Origin of the sequence: Candidatus Angelobacter sp. (genome assembly GCA_035607015.1) — a bacterium.
Lineage (GTDB): Bacteria > Verrucomicrobiota > Verrucomicrobiia > Limisphaerales > AV2 > AV2.
Map to the genome: position 1 here is coordinate 1 of DATNDF010000501.1, position 16,379 is coordinate 16,379.

The 16,379-nt window shown below is 58.0% G+C and carries 12 protein-coding genes and 1 pseudogene; 5 read left to right on the top strand and 8 right to left on the bottom strand.

The annotated features are described in order from the left end of the window. Positions 1 to 527: 527 nt before the first annotated feature. Entirely contained in the window at positions 528 to 2,258 is a 1,731-nt protein-coding gene (locus tag VN887_20100; protein ID HXT42322.1) for a prolyl oligopeptidase family serine peptidase, read from the top strand. 118 nt (positions 2,259 to 2,376) lie between these two features. On the opposite strand, the pseudogene VN887_20105 reads toward VN887_20100, so the two are convergent. From VN887_20105 to xseA, 7 genes and pseudogenes are all read right to left on the bottom strand, one after another. Then, positions 2,377 to 2,508, bottom strand: a pseudogene (locus VN887_20105) (Isocitrate dehydrogenase). A gap of 100 nt (positions 2,509 to 2,608) precedes the next feature. Then, positions 2,609 to 3,337 carry an H-X9-DG-CTERM domain-containing protein gene (locus tag VN887_20110; GenBank protein HXT42323.1) on the bottom strand — a complete coding sequence of 243 codons (729 nt, stop codon included), beginning with the start codon at positions 3,335 to 3,337 and terminating at the stop codon, positions 2,609 to 2,611. A gap of 83 nt (positions 3,338 to 3,420) precedes the next feature. Then, positions 3,421 to 5,454, bottom strand: a complete 2,034-nt coding sequence (dxs, locus tag VN887_20115) for a 1-deoxy-D-xylulose-5-phosphate synthase (GenBank protein ID HXT42324.1) — start codon at positions 5,452 to 5,454, stop codon at positions 3,421 to 3,423. A gap of 128 nt (positions 5,455 to 5,582) precedes the next feature. Beyond that, positions 5,583 to 5,867, bottom strand: a complete 285-nt coding sequence (locus VN887_20120; GenBank protein HXT42325.1) for an exodeoxyribonuclease VII small subunit — start codon at positions 5,865 to 5,867, stop codon at positions 5,583 to 5,585. A gap of 105 nt (positions 5,868 to 5,972) precedes the next feature. Beyond that, positions 5,973 to 7,280, bottom strand: coding sequence for an ABC transporter permease (locus tag VN887_20125; protein HXT42326.1), 1,308 nt, complete (start codon positions 7,278 to 7,280; stop codon positions 5,973 to 5,975). After that, complete coding sequence (locus VN887_20130; protein ID HXT42327.1) at positions 7,277 to 8,242, bottom strand: ABC transporter ATP-binding protein; 966 nt, start codon at positions 8,240 to 8,242, stop codon at positions 7,277 to 7,279. Before VN887_20130 ends, VN887_20125 begins: the two co-directional genes overlap by 4 nt. Positions 8,243 to 8,393: 151 nt before the next feature. Further along, positions 8,394 to 9,791 carry an exodeoxyribonuclease VII large subunit gene (xseA, locus tag VN887_20135; GenBank protein HXT42328.1) on the bottom strand — a complete coding sequence of 466 codons (1,398 nt, stop codon included), beginning with the start codon at positions 9,789 to 9,791 and terminating at the stop codon, positions 8,394 to 8,396. Positions 9,792 to 10,265: 474 nt separating this feature from the next. On the opposite strand from xseA, the gene VN887_20140 reads away from it, so the two are divergent. Continuing rightward, positions 10,266 to 10,883 (top strand): SIR2 family protein, encoded by a 618-nt coding sequence (locus VN887_20140; GenBank protein ID HXT42329.1) that lies wholly within the window; start codon positions 10,266 to 10,268, stop codon positions 10,881 to 10,883. 13 nt (positions 10,884 to 10,896) lie between these two features. Here the strand turns inward: VN887_20140 and VN887_20145 are convergent, their stop codons facing one another. Then, the gene (locus VN887_20145) at positions 10,897 to 11,697 is read right to left on the bottom strand and encodes a TIGR00282 family metallophosphoesterase (protein ID HXT42330.1); all 801 of its coding nucleotides are present in this window, start codon (positions 11,695 to 11,697) and stop codon (positions 10,897 to 10,899) included. Between the two features lie 109 nt (positions 11,698 to 11,806). Between VN887_20145 and VN887_20150 the strand changes: the two genes are divergently transcribed. The 3 genes from VN887_20150 to VN887_20160 all read left to right on the top strand — a co-directional run. Then, positions 11,807 to 12,853, top strand: a complete 1,047-nt coding sequence (locus VN887_20150; GenBank protein HXT42331.1) for a DUF3500 domain-containing protein — start codon at positions 11,807 to 11,809, stop codon at positions 12,851 to 12,853. Between the two features lie 98 nt (positions 12,854 to 12,951). Next, the gene (locus VN887_20155) at positions 12,952 to 14,127 is read left to right on the top strand and encodes a class I SAM-dependent RNA methyltransferase (GenBank protein HXT42332.1); all 1,176 of its coding nucleotides are present in this window, start codon (positions 12,952 to 12,954) and stop codon (positions 14,125 to 14,127) included. Positions 14,128 to 14,175: 48 nt separating this feature from the next. Beyond that, positions 14,176 to 16,379 (top strand): DUF2723 domain-containing protein (locus tag VN887_20160; GenBank protein ID HXT42333.1); only part of this gene is annotated, 2,204 nt, incomplete at its 3' end.

Here is a 16,379-nt window from a genome sequence, read left to right on the forward strand (position 1 = left end):
CAGAGAGTCTGCCGCCTTGATTCGAGATTCTTCCACCGACTGGTGGAGCAATGTCTTTGTAAGCCATAATCGTCAGTTCAAAGTTTCAATTCGAGGGATGAGAAATAAGGCCAAGGTGTAGTAAATCAAGATAACTTTTCCGCGGAGGACTCTTCTGAACGAGGGCCTTGACCGGGCACGGCCGCCGAGTAGTTCAATCATGGTCTTTCAACTTCCCAAAATGAAACCGATGCCGGCCCTGGCTGGGCTCACAATTCTGCGTTTAATGTGTTCAACCGGTACGGTGCTGTCGGCTGGAAGCGTTGACCAAGAGGTGCAGAAACAACTGAAAGCCCAGTGCGGTAAGATGGAGCCAGAAGGTAGCACAGCCAATGCTATTGATTGAACAAACATCCAAAACGAAGAGCCGATCGGGAAACGAATCAGCGGACTATTGACACCCCTGAACCCCCTCCTTAGAGTCGGGCTGATCCATTGCAATCCTGCCCGCCTGCACGGCGGGTGCGATGGCCAGGGCATGCTGTGGAATGAGAAAGCTCACATCAGAGGATACCAGCTATCGCGGCAGTTGGTTCACTGTCGCCCTTTTGCTCAGCCTCGCCGAGTTATTTTCTGGCTGTGGGCAGGGCGGCCATCAGGCGGTCGTCAAACATGTTTCTGGTGCCCCTTCCTATGAAGATTTCGAGAGCATCCCGATAGCTTTGGAGCCAGTATGGTCCCCCACTGGGCAGGAATTACTGTACATGGCCAGCACGATGGTGCGAAAGGAGTTTAGGATTTATCGGGTTTCGGCGGAGGGAGGAGCGCCACAACTGCTGCTGGACGATGTCACGGCAGGCGAGCCCGCGTGGTCTCCAGACGGTCGGCGCATCGCATTTACCTCCAAACGCAGTGGCCGGCCCCAAGTGTGGTTGATGAATCGGGACGGCACAGGGCTGGAGCAGCTCACCAGGTCTTCTGCCGAATTTACCGGCCAAGCTTCCTGGTCGCCGAATGGCAAGGAGGTGGCGTTCTTCTCCATCCCCAAGCCTCAGATTTGGGTCATTTCTCTGGCCGACCGGAAGCCACGTCCGTTCGCCGTCGGCAATCACCCGGCGTGGTCACCCGATGGCAAGCGGATCGCCTTTGTGGAAGTTGCTTCTGAGACCAACAGCGTGACCGTCAAAGATGTCGCTACTGGCGCGGTGAAGAATCTCCGATGTTCCCAGACCATGAGCGGCGACAACCCCGCCATGCCCAGGGTCAGTTGGTCAGCCGATGGTCAGCACCTGATTTCAGCGATTCTAACCAACGGTTGCTGGCAGATAATTGTCATCGATGTCGGAAAAGACGCCCTCGAAGCGATGAGCTCGCTTGACGGCTCAATATTATCTCAAACGGTTTCGCCAGATGGACAGCGCATCGCGTGCTCTATCGAGGATACCGACCATCCGCCATCTATCCAAGTGCGTGCTGCCAATGGCACGGACAAAAAGCAGATCACGGCTGTCCCGGCGTTTGTTAGAGCGAAGTTGGTCACCTACACAAGCGCCGATGGCCTCAAGATTCCTGCGTTCCTTTACCTGCCAAAGGCTGATACTGCGAGACTCCCCGCCATCGTTTGGCTGCACGGGGGCGCGCACGGGTTCGCTGGGAACCAGTTTGACGATCAAATCCAGTATTTTGCCGCGCACGGGTTCGTTGTGCTGGCGGTAAACTTTCGTTCCAGTGCCGGCTTCGGACCCGATCTGGCGAGGCTCGATCCCACGGGCAAAAAGCAGATGGAGGACGTCGTCGCCTCGACCGCATATCTAAAGACCGTATCTGGCGTGGACCCCAACCGTATCGCTGTGCTGGGTCAGAGTGGAGGAGCCCTTCTGGCGCTGTTTGCGATTACCCATGAACCGGGCCTGTTTGCGGCAGCGGTGGACTTTTACGGGCCAACGGATTTGGTAACCTGGTACAAGAACAGTCGAGAGTCACGTGCCATGCTCATCGCGATCCTGGGCGGAACCCCCACTGAAAAGCCTGATGCTTACCGAGCTGCATCGCCCGACAAGTTCGTCGAAAATATCCGCACGCCCCTTCTGATCGTTCATGGTGATGCCGATGCTGCAGTGCCCATCAGCCAGGCTCTCGAATTGGCCAAATTGCTGCAGAAAGCCAACAAGCGATTTGAGTTGGTCCGCATCGAGGGCGGTGATCATGGCTTTCGAACGCGCAGGGCAGAGGCTTTGGAAAGGACATTTGTCTTCCTCTCCAACACGCTGCGCAACTGAAGAAGATCGAGCTCTCTCTGCTGGACTCCGATTTTCGGCGGAGGGGTTGCTAAACGTCTCATACGTGGGATGAGAAAATCCCAACTGCGAGCGTTTTGCTATGCCCAAAGCGATCGTTGGCGGCCCAGATGTCCAGCCCGGTGCCGTCGCCGCGAATGAACGGGAGAATGGGGTTATCCGGGACAGTCAGCCGACCGTTTTGAGTGGTGATTTTGGCGCCAGCGGGTGGAGTCACGTCTTTATAAGCCATGATTGTCAGTTCAAAGTTTCAAGATAAGGGTTTGAGAGAAATGTCGAATACGAGGGAAATCAAGATAACTTTTTCGTCGAGGACCCGTCCGAACGCGGAATCATTGGCCCAGCTTCTCCCGGTGCGGTTGATGATCTCGATTCCACCGAACCAAGGCCGCATCGCTGGTGTCTTCGAAAAGGAGTTGCAGCGTGGGCGATTCGACATGGCCGTCGCAAAACGCCACATTGGCCTTGCCTTGATGACGCGCATCGGATCTCTCGGTGCTTCCCAAATAATCCTGCAGGCCGTAAATCCGCCATAACGCCATTCCACCATCGTGGATGATTTTGTTTCCTCCTTCAAATCCGTCGCCGATCGCCATCATCTCGCTGGGATTTGCAACTTCCGATTCATTCACAGGCGGCGCGGCCAAACGCGGGCCGTTCCAAACATTATGCCCGCCAAGTCCGAGTGAATTCATATCCGTCCGCGCGCTCAACCCATACCAGTTGTAACCATAACTTGCGTAGCCTTTGTCCGGAGAAAAACCGGACGGCTTGTGGGCCGAGGGACATTGCCAGACGCCTTGGCTCAAATATTGGGAAACGGAAGTTCGATTCGTAGAGTTTGAAAGCTGCGTGTGCTGCAAAACAGCTATCCAACTCGGGTTTATCACCAACGGATACGTGTGATTCTCTGTGACGGCTCCCTGTAGAGCGAGACCAAGCTGACGCACGTTATTGACGCAAACCATTTGCCGCGCCCTTTCTTTTGCTTTCAAAACTGCCACGATTAAAAGCGCAGTGAGAACCGCAATGACGGCAATAACGCCCAGCAATTCGATCAATGTAAATCCGGATCCCGGGGCTCTTGTTGGCAAGCGCATGATCGTTCAGAGCAACATACTCCAAAACATCATGCGCGGCTATTTCAAGTCACCGCGACTGACTGTGATGCCAGCGGTTCGTCAGCAAATTGAGACTTCACTTGAGCCACCGCGTTCTCCGCTGTCAGTCCGTGTTTCTGGCGCAGGTAATCCACACTGGAAGCATGTTCAATGAATTGATCAGGCCAGCCGATGCGCACGACCGGCGTCGTGACATGCTTGTCACTGAACAGTTCGAGAACCGAACTGCCGTAACCACCCATGAGCGCGTGGTCTTCCAACGTGACCACCACGTCGGCCGCGCGACCAAAGAATTCCGTGATCGCGGCGTCGAGCGGTTTCGTGAAGCGCGGATTGATGATGGCGCAGTCGCAGCCGTCCGCCGCGAGTTGTTCAGCGGCTTGGCGCGCCATTTTCTGCATGTTGCCGAGCGCGAAGAACGCGACCTTCCGTCCGCCACCCCTCACCCTGCCCCTCTCCCCCTCCGATGGGGAGAGGGAATCGGAAAGAGGTGAAAAGTTTTGGATCACTTCCGCTTTGCCGATTTCGAGCAGGCGCGGCATGTCCTTGATCGGCACGCCTTCCGCCGGCCCGCGCGGATAGCGGATGAAACAGGGATGATTCTGGTGCGTCGCGGTGAACATCATGTCCACCAGTTCGTCCTCGTCCTTCGGCGCCATCGCGATGAGGTTCGGCAGGCAGCGCAGATAGGCGATGTCGAACAAGCCGTGGTGCGTCGGGCCGTCGTTGGCGCTCAGGCCGGCGCGGTCCATGCAGAAAATCACCGGCAAATCCTGGAGGCAAACGTCGTGATGCAGGCAGTCGTAGGCGCGCTGGAGGAACGTCGAGTAAATCGCGCAAACGGGATGGTAACCCATCGTCGCCATACCCGCGGCGAAAATAACGCCGTGCTCCTCGGCGATGCCCACGTCGTAGTAGCGGGTGGGCATCGCTTTCTCCAACGCCTTCAGCCCGGTGCCGCTGGGCATGGCCGCCGTGATGCCGACGACCGAGTTGTCCTTTTGGCAGAGCTTCACCATCGCCTGGCCGAAAACATCCTGCCAGTTCGGCGGCGTGCCGGGTTTCGGCGCCGGTCCCGTGCCGGTCTTGATGTCGTAAGGGCCGGTGCCGTGAAACTTTTCGGGGTGCTGGATCGCGACATCGTAGCCCTTGCCTTTTTTCGTCAGGACGTGCAGCACTACCGGCAGCTCGGAAATCTTCGCGTACTCCAGAACACTGATGAGCAGCGGCAGGTCGTGGCCGTTAATCGGCCCGATGTAGCGCAGGCCCATTTCCTCGAAGATGACGCTGTTGCCAAAACCGCCGCGGCCATCCGTGCCCAAATGACTGTCGGTCGGCCGCAGCGAAACTTCCGTGACCGCGCCTTTGAAGCCTTCCTCGGCCTTGTGCGCGAGTCTCAACGCCAGTTCGCCCTTGGGCAAACGCTTCATCAGCCGCTCAAAATCCTTGTGCAACCGGTTGTAGGAAGGGTGCGTGATGATCTTGTTCAGGTAATTGGCAATCGCGCCGACATTCTTGGCGATGCTCCACTCGTTGTCATTCAGGATGCCGACGAATTTTTTCGTCGTGTGCGCGATGTTGTTGAGCGCCTCGAAGGAAATGCCGTTGGTCAGCGCCGCATCGCCGAAGATGCAAACCACGTTCTCGTCGCTGCGCCGCTGGTCCCGCGCCGCGCACATGCCCAGCGCGGCGGACAGGGCCGTGCCCGCATGTCCCGCCCCATAACAATCGTGCTCGCTCTCGGTGCGGAGGGAAAAGCCATTCAAACCGTCCGTGGTGCGGATGGTATTGAACCGGTTTTTGCGTCCGGTGAGCAGTTTGTGGACGTAGCTCTGGTGGCTCACGTCCCAGACAAATTTATCCTTCGGTGTGGAAAAGACGCGGTGCAGGGCAATGGTGAGCTCCACCACGCCCAGGTTCGGTCCCAGATGACCGCCGTTCCTGGACAGGACCGTGATCAGTTCGTGGCGGATTTCCTCCGCCAGTTGCTGCAACTGGTCCAGCTTGAGTTTCTTGACGTGCTCCGGACTGTCCACCATGTCGAGATATCGGTTCATAGTGAGAAAAGGCAGGGTTTGTGTGATGAAATGATGCGCCGATGGATGACGAAAGAAATCAACAATCCAAAGTTCCAATACTCTGATGTCCCAGGGTTGTGCGGGTTCGCGTTCAAGGATGCGGGGAATTATTCCGCGGCGGAATCATCGGCGAGCGAGACCGGCTTGAGCGTCAGTTCGCCGCCGGCGCTTTTTTCCAGTTGCCGGATCTTGAGCTCCGCTTCCGAAAGTTTGGACTGGCAGATTCTGGCAAGGCGCGTGCCTTCCTCGAAGCGGGCCAGCAGCGTCTCCAGCGGCAGCTCATCGGACTCCATGGCTTCGACGATGCCTTCGAGCTTTTTCAGCGCCTCTTCAAAAGGCAGGTCTTTGGCGGTGGAGGACTGGGCTGCCGCCGCTTTGGTTGTCTTCGACACAAGACGGAAATTAGAACAAGCCGGACGTTGCGTCTAGCGGATTGTCGGAAGCCGGACCGCTCCTCTGAAACCGCAGGCGTCCATCGCAAAAGCATTTATGCCTGCTCAATCCTCTTCCCAGCGGAATCGCGCCACTGCAATTGCACCCAACAGGATGGCAAAGCCGAACAGGACGGCGATCGCGCCCAGCGCCGATCCCAATCCCAGCCCGCGCCACGTCGCCCCATCCAGTCCGTCCATCGCCCAGCGCGTCGGCATGACCAGGGTGACCTTCTGAAGCCACTGGGGAAAAATGAAGGATGGCATCCACGCGCCCCCGAGCATCACAAGCATCAGGATGGCGAAAATGGCGATACCGCGTGTTGCTTCCGGCGTACGGCCGATGGCCGCGAGCAGCAAACCGATGCTCGCCGCCAGCACGGCAATGCCGACATTGCAACCAATGAACCCCAGCCAGCTGCCGTCAATCCGCACTTTGAAAACGATGACGGCGAAACCCCAGCAGATCGCCAGTGTGATCAGCGAAATCAGCGCGCCGCTGGTCGCGCGGCTCCCCAGCAGCATCCCGCGCGAGAGCGGCGCGGCGCGCAGCCGCCGCCACAATCCGCGCTGGCGTTCGTAGAGAATGCCGACGCCGAACTCAATGGCCGCCATCAGCACAAATTGCATGGTCATGCCCGCAAACGAATGCGCGTAACCATTGTAGCGGGTCTCCTGCTTCGCCGTGAGCTTTTCGCTGCGCACTTCGTAAGGCAGCCGCATGCCGCCGCCGCCGAAGGGGCCCGAGTTGGTCGCGCCCGACGCCTCGGCGCGCGTCATCCAGCGCTCGGCGCTCGTGAGCAGTTCGCGCAGCATTTGTTTGTCGCTGTCGCTCAGCCCGGCGCCGCCGTCCAGCGAATCGAGCGACTCGTGCATCAGTTTTCTGCCGTCGTCGCCGGAGAACGCGCGCTTGCTGATCGCCTGCATCACGTGTTGCATCAGGATGCCCTTCACCATGCTCGCCTCGACGTCACGCGACGGGTCCTGCAGAACGATGATCTCCGGCTTTTCTATCGGCCGAAAGAACGCCCGCGCCGCGCTGTCCCCGAAGTCTTTCGGGAAAATCACCGCCACCGGCACCTTCCCCTGGACCACGGCCTGCCGCGCCTCCGCCTCCCCGAGCACGCCGACTCTGAGATTCGCGTCATTCAAAAGATTGGTGGTGATCTCCCGGGTGGCCGCGCCGCGATCCAGATCAACGACGTCCACCGACACGCCGGTGTTTTTATGTTCACCGCTGGCGCCGCCCATGATAAATCCAAAAAACGAGGCGATGACAATCGGCACGGCGATGGTGATGATCACCGCGCGGCGGTTGTTGAAATGCAGCGTGAGGTCTTTGCGAATGAGAGCGAAAAAAGCGCGCCAGTTCATTTGTCGCGGAGGTTATGCCCGGTCAGTTCGAGAAAGACGGATTCCAGGTTGGGACGCTCGCTTTGCAGGTGCACGAACGCCTGCCGCCGCTGTGTCAGAAAGCTCAGGACCGTCGGAGCGCTGGTCGCCAGTTCGTCGAGCGCCACCACCAGTTCATTTGCATTCAAACCCGCGGAGCGTACTCCCGCGAGGGTTTTCAATTCATCGAGCCACGTAGCGCCGTCCGGGTTCGCGAGTTCGATTTTCAAATGGCAGGCCCTGGTCGCGCGGTTTTTCAAGCCCGTCACCGTGTCATCGGCAATGACCTTGCCGCTGTCGATAATCACGACCCGGTCGCACAACCGTTCCACCTCCTCCATGTAATGCGTCGTATACAGCACCGTCTTGCCGCGGGCGCGCAGGGCGGCGATGTTATCGAAGATGGCGTTGCGGCTCTGTGGATCAACACCCACGGTCGGTTCGTCCAACAACAACAGTTGTGGATCGTGCAGCAAAGCGCACGCGAGGTTCAATCGCCGCTTCATGCCGCCGCTGAACGTTTTCACCTTGTCCTGTCCGCGATCGCCAAGGCCAACCAGATCCAGCGCCGCCGCCATGCGCTGCTTGAGCGTCACCGCTTCCAGATTGTAGAGCGCACCGAAGAACCGCAGGTTGTCGCTTGCGCTCAAATCCTCAAACAAAGCCAGTTCCTGCGGCACCAGCCCCATCCGGCTCTTGATCGCGTCGGTGTCACCCGCCAGCCTGCGCCCTTCGATCAACACTTCGCCCCGGTCCGGCGTAATGAGACCTGTAACGATGGAAAGCGTGGTGGTCTTGCCCGCGCCATTCGGTCCGAGCAACGCGAGGCACTCGCCTGCATTCACGTGAAATGATACACCATCCACGGCGCGCAATGTGCCGAAGCTTTTCGAAACCTCCCGCACTTCAAGCAACGCGGACTGCGGCCTGGCTGGCGTTTTCACTCTGCAATCTAGTAACTCTGCAACCCCGCGACGACGTCAAGTTGATTCGCCGGGTTTCGTCGGAATAAAAACAGTCGGGTGTCCGGTTTTGCTGCGCCTTGTTGCCGCCGATAACGCCGCGCAATCTGGAGATGCGCTGCGCCTCCGCGCGTTATTCCTCGACGACGCTGTGAATTTCTCCTCTTTTCAATCGCGTCTTCAACCGCTGGCCACGCCTTGCCTCGGCCGCGTCACGAATCACTTTGCCGGTCGCGGCATTGGTCGTGATGGAATATCCGCGCTCCAGAACGTTTGCTGGCGAAAGCAGGCGCAGGCGCGCTTCCACCGTCGAGAGCCGATGCCGCACGTTTTTGAAACCGTTCCGGCACCGCTCCTCCAGCCGGTTCCGCAGGTCGCGCAAGGTCTCGCGGCGATGCAAAAGCAATTGAGCGGGTCGAACTCGCGCAAGTCTCTGCCGCGCGGTCTGCCAGGACGTCGCCCGTTCGCGCCAGCGAAACTTCCCGGCACGCAGCAGGGCCGACTGCAAATCGTCGAGCAACTGCAGCTTCTCGTTCAGGCGCCGCCGGGGATGCGCTCGCGCAACCCGCAGCGTCAGTTGTTCGAGATCTTCCCGCTCGCGGTCCAGCCGACGCCGGACACGCTGTGCCATCACACCCCGCGCTTCCTCAACGAAGTCGCGGCTGGCAAACACGCCTTCAGTAATGATTTCCGCCGCGGCACTGGGCGTGGCGGCCCGCACGTCCGCGACAAAATCACCGATGGTAAAATCAATTTCGTGTCCGACCGCAGACACGACGGGAATCGCCGATTCAAAAATCGCGCGGGCGACAACCTCCTCGTTGAACGCCCATAAATCCTCCAGGCTCCCGCCGCCGCGCGTAACCAGAATCAAATCAATTCTGGGTTCCGGGTTCTGGATTCTGAATTCGTTCAACAGCCGGATCGCTTCGGCAATTTCCTCCGCCGCGCCGTCGCCTTGCACCCGGCATGGCGCGAGAACGATTTCCAACGCCGGATTTCGCCGCTGCACGACATGCAACACGTCGCGAATCGCAGCGCCCGTCGGCGATGTGATCAGCCCGATGCGTTGCGGATATTTTGGTAGCCGACGTTTCCTTTCGGTCTCGAACAGCCCTTCCGCCGCAAGCTTCTGTTTGAGTTTCTCGAATGCGATTTGCAATGCTCCAACACCCTGCAACTCCACCGCGCGCACGATGAGCTGGTATTGCCCGCGCGCCTCATAGACCGTCACGTCGCCTTGCAGCAAAACTTTTTGCCCGTCTGCCAGCAGATGGCGGTGCGGGACCTTTTCGCGGCTAAACAGAACGCAGCTCAACTGCGACGCCGCGTCCTTGAGCGTGAAATAAATGTGCCCGGAACTTTGAGCGCGAAGATTTGTGACCTCGCCCGTGACCCAGATTGAACCGACCTGTTTCTCCAGCAACTGCTTGACCTGCGCTGTCAATTCGCTGACCGACAACACACGTCGGGTCTGTTCCGTCGGAAACAACTCGCCGAAGTCCCATTGTGATTTGGTTTGCTTGCTCATCCAATTTCCAATTCATTAACTCACAGATTGAAAGCGGAGAAAATACGGAAATTTCGACATCCTGTTGTGTTAGTCTTTGGGGCTGGTGCAACAAGAGGCGCTCTGTCCGCCAATCCCGATCAGCCCCCACCCCTGGATACAGATTTTTTTGACCTCATCGGTAGAATCAAAGGACATGGAACGCCCCTGTTGGCAAAACGTGTATTGAAGGATGTTTAGGAGCTTTATCGGAGAACGAGCAACATCAGCCTTGAAGGATATTATCGCGACATTGAAACTCGCGCTATTATTGGACGATTTGCAAAATCTGTTAACCAGCCAAAAGATTGGAAACGTCGACAAGACGACTTGGAAGAACTTATCCGCCGAGTTTATATACACACGACGTGTGACACGACCCAAACGCCTGTTCGACCGTACGAAAGCAAGCTTCACTCGATGATTCTTCGCATTTTGTCGGATAGGGATTCTATCTTGACCTTCAATTACGACCTCGTGATTGAAGAGTCGTTTGAGTCCGCAAAGCTTTGGAATCCGGTCACTGGATATGGTGTGACTACGGGCGGCAAAAGAGGTGATTGGTCTCGTCGTTGGCTCAAGAGTCATAAAGCAAATAAACGCGGCGGACAAAGCAAAATTCAACTCTTGAAATTACACGGCAGCGTCAATTGGACTCTTTACAATAATAAGACCATTCGATTGAAGCCGCGTCCATACGTCGTCCGAACCAAGAATCGCAATCCTTCATTTGAAAAAATCTCGATACTTGCGCCAGGTTGGAACAAGCCGATTCACAAAAATCCTTACAAAAGATTCTGGCGAGAGGCTCGGCTTCGACTCGAACAATGTAAGAGTCTCGTGATCTTAGGATATTCGTTGCCAGAAACTGATTTGTTAGCCAAAGCTTTGCTCGCTGAAGTGGTTCGCCTCCGTAGTGCCCGGGGCAATTGCCTTCGTGAACTGCATCTGTGTGATCCAAGCGATATTGTAAAACAACGCTTCATCGATCTTTTTACCCCGGCACTGGAATCGCGAGGACAAGTTTTTAGGTATGCGAACATCCAAGAGTTTGCCGACCGGATAAAGGCCTGACCGCTTGTTCGCTCTATAGTGTTTCTGAGATGCTCTGAATCCTGACCGCTTTGCCGCTGGCTTCATCAACTTCCACCACCACGCCCTGCAACAGAACCCGTTCCTTCGCCACTTCAAATCGCTGCGGTTGATTCGTCAAAAAGCGTTTGATGACCGGGTCGATCTCACGGCCCAGCACACTCTCGTGCGGGCCGGTAAAGCCGGCGTCGCAGAGGAAGGCGGTGCCACCCGGAAAAATCTGTTCGTCCGCCGTCTGCACGTGCGTGTGCGTGCCCACCACCGCGCTCACCTGCCCGTCCAGCATTCGCGCGAAGGCAATCTTTTCCGAGGTCGCCTCGGCATGAAAATCCACGAAGATGATGTTTGTCCGCCGCCGCAGGCGTTCGACTTCCTCGCGGCCCGACAAAAACGGATTCTCCAGCGCCGGCATGAACGTGCGCCCTTGAAGGTTCAGCACCGCAATCTGAACCGGGTTTTGAGTTTTTGATTTTGAATTTTGAATTTCAAACACCGCGCTCCCCTGCCCCGGCGTGCCAGGCGGATAGTTGAGGGGTCGGAGAAAACGCTTTTCGTTTTCGAGCAGTGCGCCGACTTCCTTCTGGTCCCAGAGATGGTCGCCGCTGGTAATCACGTCCACGCCCGCGGAAAAGATTTCATCCGCGGTCTTTGGCGTGATGCCCGAGCCACCGGCGGAATTCTCGCCGTTGGCGATGACGAAATCGAGCGCGTGGTGTTCGCGGAGTCCGGGCAGCAATTTCCCGACGGCGTTGCGCCCGGGTTGCCCCACGATGTCACCAATAAAAAGGACCTTCACAGGCGCAACAGTAGTGAAAGGACGCCAATTTGGAATTTCAAACTTCAAAATCCGTGCCGCAATTCATTTTCGGTTTGCCTTTCTGCGCAGGTTGCATTGTCGTGGCGTCATGAAAACCACGCGCTGCCTCCTGATTCCTGTCTTTTTGCTGCACCTGGCCGGCTATTCCGCCCGGGCGCATCCGGCTGATGACACCCGCGTCGTCGTCGGGGAAATGACCGTGGCGGCGAACAATCTCCTGGCGACGCTCACCTCCGAACAGGCGGCCAAAATCATTTACCCGTTGGACGACAAGGAGCGGTTCAACTGGCATTTTATTCCGCGCGAGCGCAACGGACTTCCATTCAAGGAAATGGCGCCGGAACAAAAGCACCTCGCGCACGCGCTGTTGAGCACGGCGTTGAGCCATCGCGGTTATGTGAAAGTCTCGACGATCATGAGTCTGGAGCAGGTGCTGCGCGACCTCGAGCAGGGCAAAGGCCCGGTCCGCGACCCGGAGCGTTATTTCGTGACGATTTTCGGCAAGCCGGACGCGAACGGCACCTGGGGTTGGCGGGTTGAAGGGCACCACCTCTCGCTCAACTTCATGATCGTTGATGGCAGTGAGATTTCCGTCACGCCGTCCTTCCTTGGCTCAAATCCCGGCGAAGTCCGGGAAGGACCGCGCAAAGGATTGCGCGTGCTCGGCGCGGAAGAGGACCTGGCGCGGCAACTGGTCAAGTCCTTGAGCGCGGAACAAACAGGGCAGGCCCTCTACACGAACACGGCGCCGCGAGAAATCATCACGGGCAACGACCGGAAGGCGCACGAGTTGACGCCCATGGGCATTTCCGCCGCAAAACTGAACAAGGCGCAAAACGAACTGCTCTGGCGGGTCATCGAAGAATACGTCGGCCGCTATCGTCCGGAGCTCGCGGACCAGGACCTGAAAAAGATCGAGAAGGCCGGAAGGCGGAAGCTTTTTTTCGCGTGGGCGGGCAGCATCGAACCGAAGCAAGGCCATTACTACCGGGTGCAGGGGCCGACATTCCTGTTGGAATACGACAACACCCAAAATGACGCGAACCACATTCACGCCGTCTGGCGCGATTTTGAGCACGATTTTGGCGAAGACGTGTTGCGCGAACATTACGACCGCGTGCCGCACGGCAAATAACTCCGTCCCACGTCAACCCGGACTCTGCCGTCATCCGTTCTGTCCACGGAGAGCCTTTGCGATTCCCATCCCCCTCGCCGCGTTTTCAATGATGCGATATGAGTGCCGAACTTGAGAGGCCGCGACGTTTGTCGGTTGGCGCCAAACTTTCCGTCGTCATCGAGGACATCGCCTTCGGCGGCGAGGGCGTCGCGCGTGCGGATGATTTTGTCATCTTCGTGCCATTCGTACTTCCCGGCGAGTCCGTCGAGGTCGAGATAAGGGAGGTACGGAAGACGTTTGCCCGGGCGAAACTGCTCGGGGTATTGAAGCCCGCGCCCGAACGCGTCACGGCGCAGTGCCGTTATTTCGGCGATTGTGGCGGTTGCCAGTATCAGCACATTGATTACCCGGCGCAGCTTCGGCTGAAACACAAACAAATCACCGACGTGTTTGAGCGCATCGGCGGATTTTCCGAATCTACCGTTGAACCGGTCATCCCGTGTCCGCAACCCTACGGCTATCGCAACCGCATCATGATTCGCAGCCAGTGGGACAAGGTGAAACAGGGATTGAACATCGGATTCATCCGCCACGACAACCGTCTCGTTGTGGATGTTGAGGAATGCCTAATCGCCGAGCCGGCGCTCAACGAACAAATAGGCCGGGTGCGGGCCGCGCCCCCGCCCAAAGGCGGTATCAAAGTCGTGTTACGGGTTGCGCCCGACGGATGGGATGTCCCGCGCGATTCTTTTTTCCAGAACAATTTGTTTTTGCTGCCGAAACTTGTCGAGACCGTGCGGGAGCGCATTCGCGACGGAGGCGCCCGACAGCTCCTGGACGCCTATTGCGGGGTCGGCTTTTTTTGCGTGGAAGTGGCGGATCTCGTCGAGGCGTTCGTCGGGGTTGAAATCGACCCGCCGGCGGTCCAGGCGGCGCGGCGCAACGCCGCGAACCGCAACCGCCGCAACGGCGAGTTTTTTGCGGCGGACTTCACGGAGTTCCTGCCGGCATGGTCGCAGCGTTTTTCTCCGGAAACGACCGCTGTGATTATTGACCCGCCACGCGTGGGTTGCGCGGCGGCGAGCCTGGAGCGGCTCCGGCAGGCGCGGCCACTTCAGATAATTTATGTGTCGTGCCACCCGGCGACCCTGGCGCGCGACTTGAACGTTCTCTGTGCGGACGGGGTCTATGAACTGGTAAGAGTCGTTCCGCTGGACATGTTTCCCCAGACGCAACATATCGAATGCGTGGCGGACTTACGGGCCAAAACCGCGCGGTCGGCGGCAAACTAGCCTTGCCAAGCAGCGGCGCATGGTTTCAACTCTGGCCAGCTCAATTCTATGGAAAACCAGGAACGGTCGGGCTTTGTCCAATCACGGCTTCCGTGGCTGATAACGGCGGCCGCGCTGATTGTTTATGTGTTGACGCTCAATCGGTGGGTCTCCTTGTCCAGCCTGCCCGTGATATCCAACGTGTCCAGCAGGGAGCTGGTGCCGCCGATCGGTCAACCGCTTCGCTTTCTCGTGCTTCTGCCGTTTCGCTGGTTGCCGGTCGCCGGGCAACCGATCGCATTGAATGTGTTCACCGCTCTTTGCGCGGCCCTGACTCTCGGTTTGCTGGGGCGATCGGTTGCGCTGTTGCCTCATGACCGCACGCGGGAGCAGCGACAGCGCGAACGAAGCAAATCGTCGCTGTTGAGCATTCCCGCGGCGTGGGTGCCTCCCGTGTTCGCCGTCATGGCGTGCGGATTGCAGCTGACCTTCTGGGAACACGCGACGGCGGCGACCGGCGAAATGTTCGATCTCCTCCTCTTCGCGTATGTCGTCCGGTGCCTGCTCGAATACCGCATCGATCAATGCGAATGCTGGCTGACGCGGTCGGCGCTGGTCTATGGCATCGCCATCACGAACAACTACGCCATGGTTGGATTTTTTCCGGTTTACCTGGCCGCGTTGATCTGGATGAAGGGTCTGAGCTTTGTTGAATTTCGCTTCGTGACAAAAATGTTTGGCTGGGGAACGGCCGGCCTGACGCTTTATCTGTTGCCACCGTTGATCAACGCCTTTGGTGATCAGGCCGGAGCGGGCTTCTGGCAGTCGCTCCGCTACGAACTCACTTCGCAGAAGGGCGCATTGTTGGGTTTTCCCAGATACCTCATCCTTATCGCCGGATTGACTTCGTTGCTGCCCCTTTTGCTGATCGGAATCCGCTGGCCCTCGACCTTCGGTGAAACCAGCCCCACGGGCGGCATGATTACAACTTTTTTATTCCGCGTCGTGCATACCATTCTGCTGGTCGCGGGAATCTGGGTGGCGTTCGACGCGCCTTTCGGGCCTCGCATGTTGATGGAGCAACTGCTCCAACAAACGGACGACCCCCTGAGTACCGTCCCCTTTTTGACGTTCTATTATCTGGGCGCGCTTTGCCTCGGTTACTTTGCCGGGTATTTCCTGTTGGTCTTCGGACAGGAAACGGCGAAATCGTGGACGAAAGTTTCCGCCGCAACCAGGCTCTGCAACCGCGCGGTCACCGGCGCAATCTGGCTGGCGGCGATCGGAACACCGGTCGGTCTTGTGTACAAAAACCTGGGGGCAATTCGCGCAACGGACGGATCGCTGCTCCGCGACTTCGCGCGCCTCGCGACCCTCGGACTGCCCAAACCGGACTTTATCGCACTCTCCGACGACCCTTACGTTCTTGCACTGGTGCAGGGCAATCTGCCTCACGTCGAAGGCAAACCTGATCCCATTCTGACGGACACGCGACTCCTGCGCTACACGCCTTATCAGGAGTCGCTGCACAGGCGTTTTCCGGAACGCTGGCCCGCCCTCCCGGCAACGGTGGCGCCGCTGGCCCAGGTTGATCCGGTGTTTCTGATTTACGAAATGAGCGGCATGGCGAAAAGCAACGAAACTTATTACCTCAACCCGAGTTTCGGATATTACTTTGAGCCACTCTATCTGGAGCCGCATGGAATGGTTTACCGCCTTGTGCCCTACGCCACCAACGCAATTGCCCCTCCCCGGCTGTCCGAACAGACAGTGGCCGAGAACCAGCGATTCTGGAACGAAGCCGGCCCCATACTCGACCGGGTGACCGCACTGATCGGTCGTGAGATTGGCGATGCCCGCGCCGTTGGCCGCTGGTACTCACGCGCCCTGAACTGGTGGGGCGTCGATCTGCAAAAACTTGGCCGCATCGACGACGCGTCGCGGGCATTCGCGCGCGCGCGAAGACTGAACCCGCAGAACGTGGCGGTTGAAATCAATTCTGATTTCAACCAGACGCTTCGCACGGGTGCGACCGCCCCGGCAAAGGCCAAAGGCAATCTCGAAGAGAGGGTTGGAAGGTATCGGGACTGGAACTCGCTGCTCGCCGCAAACGGTCCGATCGACGATCCTGAAGTATGTTTCCGTCTCGCCCAGACTTTTGCCTCGCAAAGCCTTTTCCGCCAGTCAGCCTTGCAATTGATGCGCGTCCTTCAACTCGACCCGGACAATCTCGACGCGCGCTTTCTGCTGGCGGGCGTGTTTCTTGCCGGCGG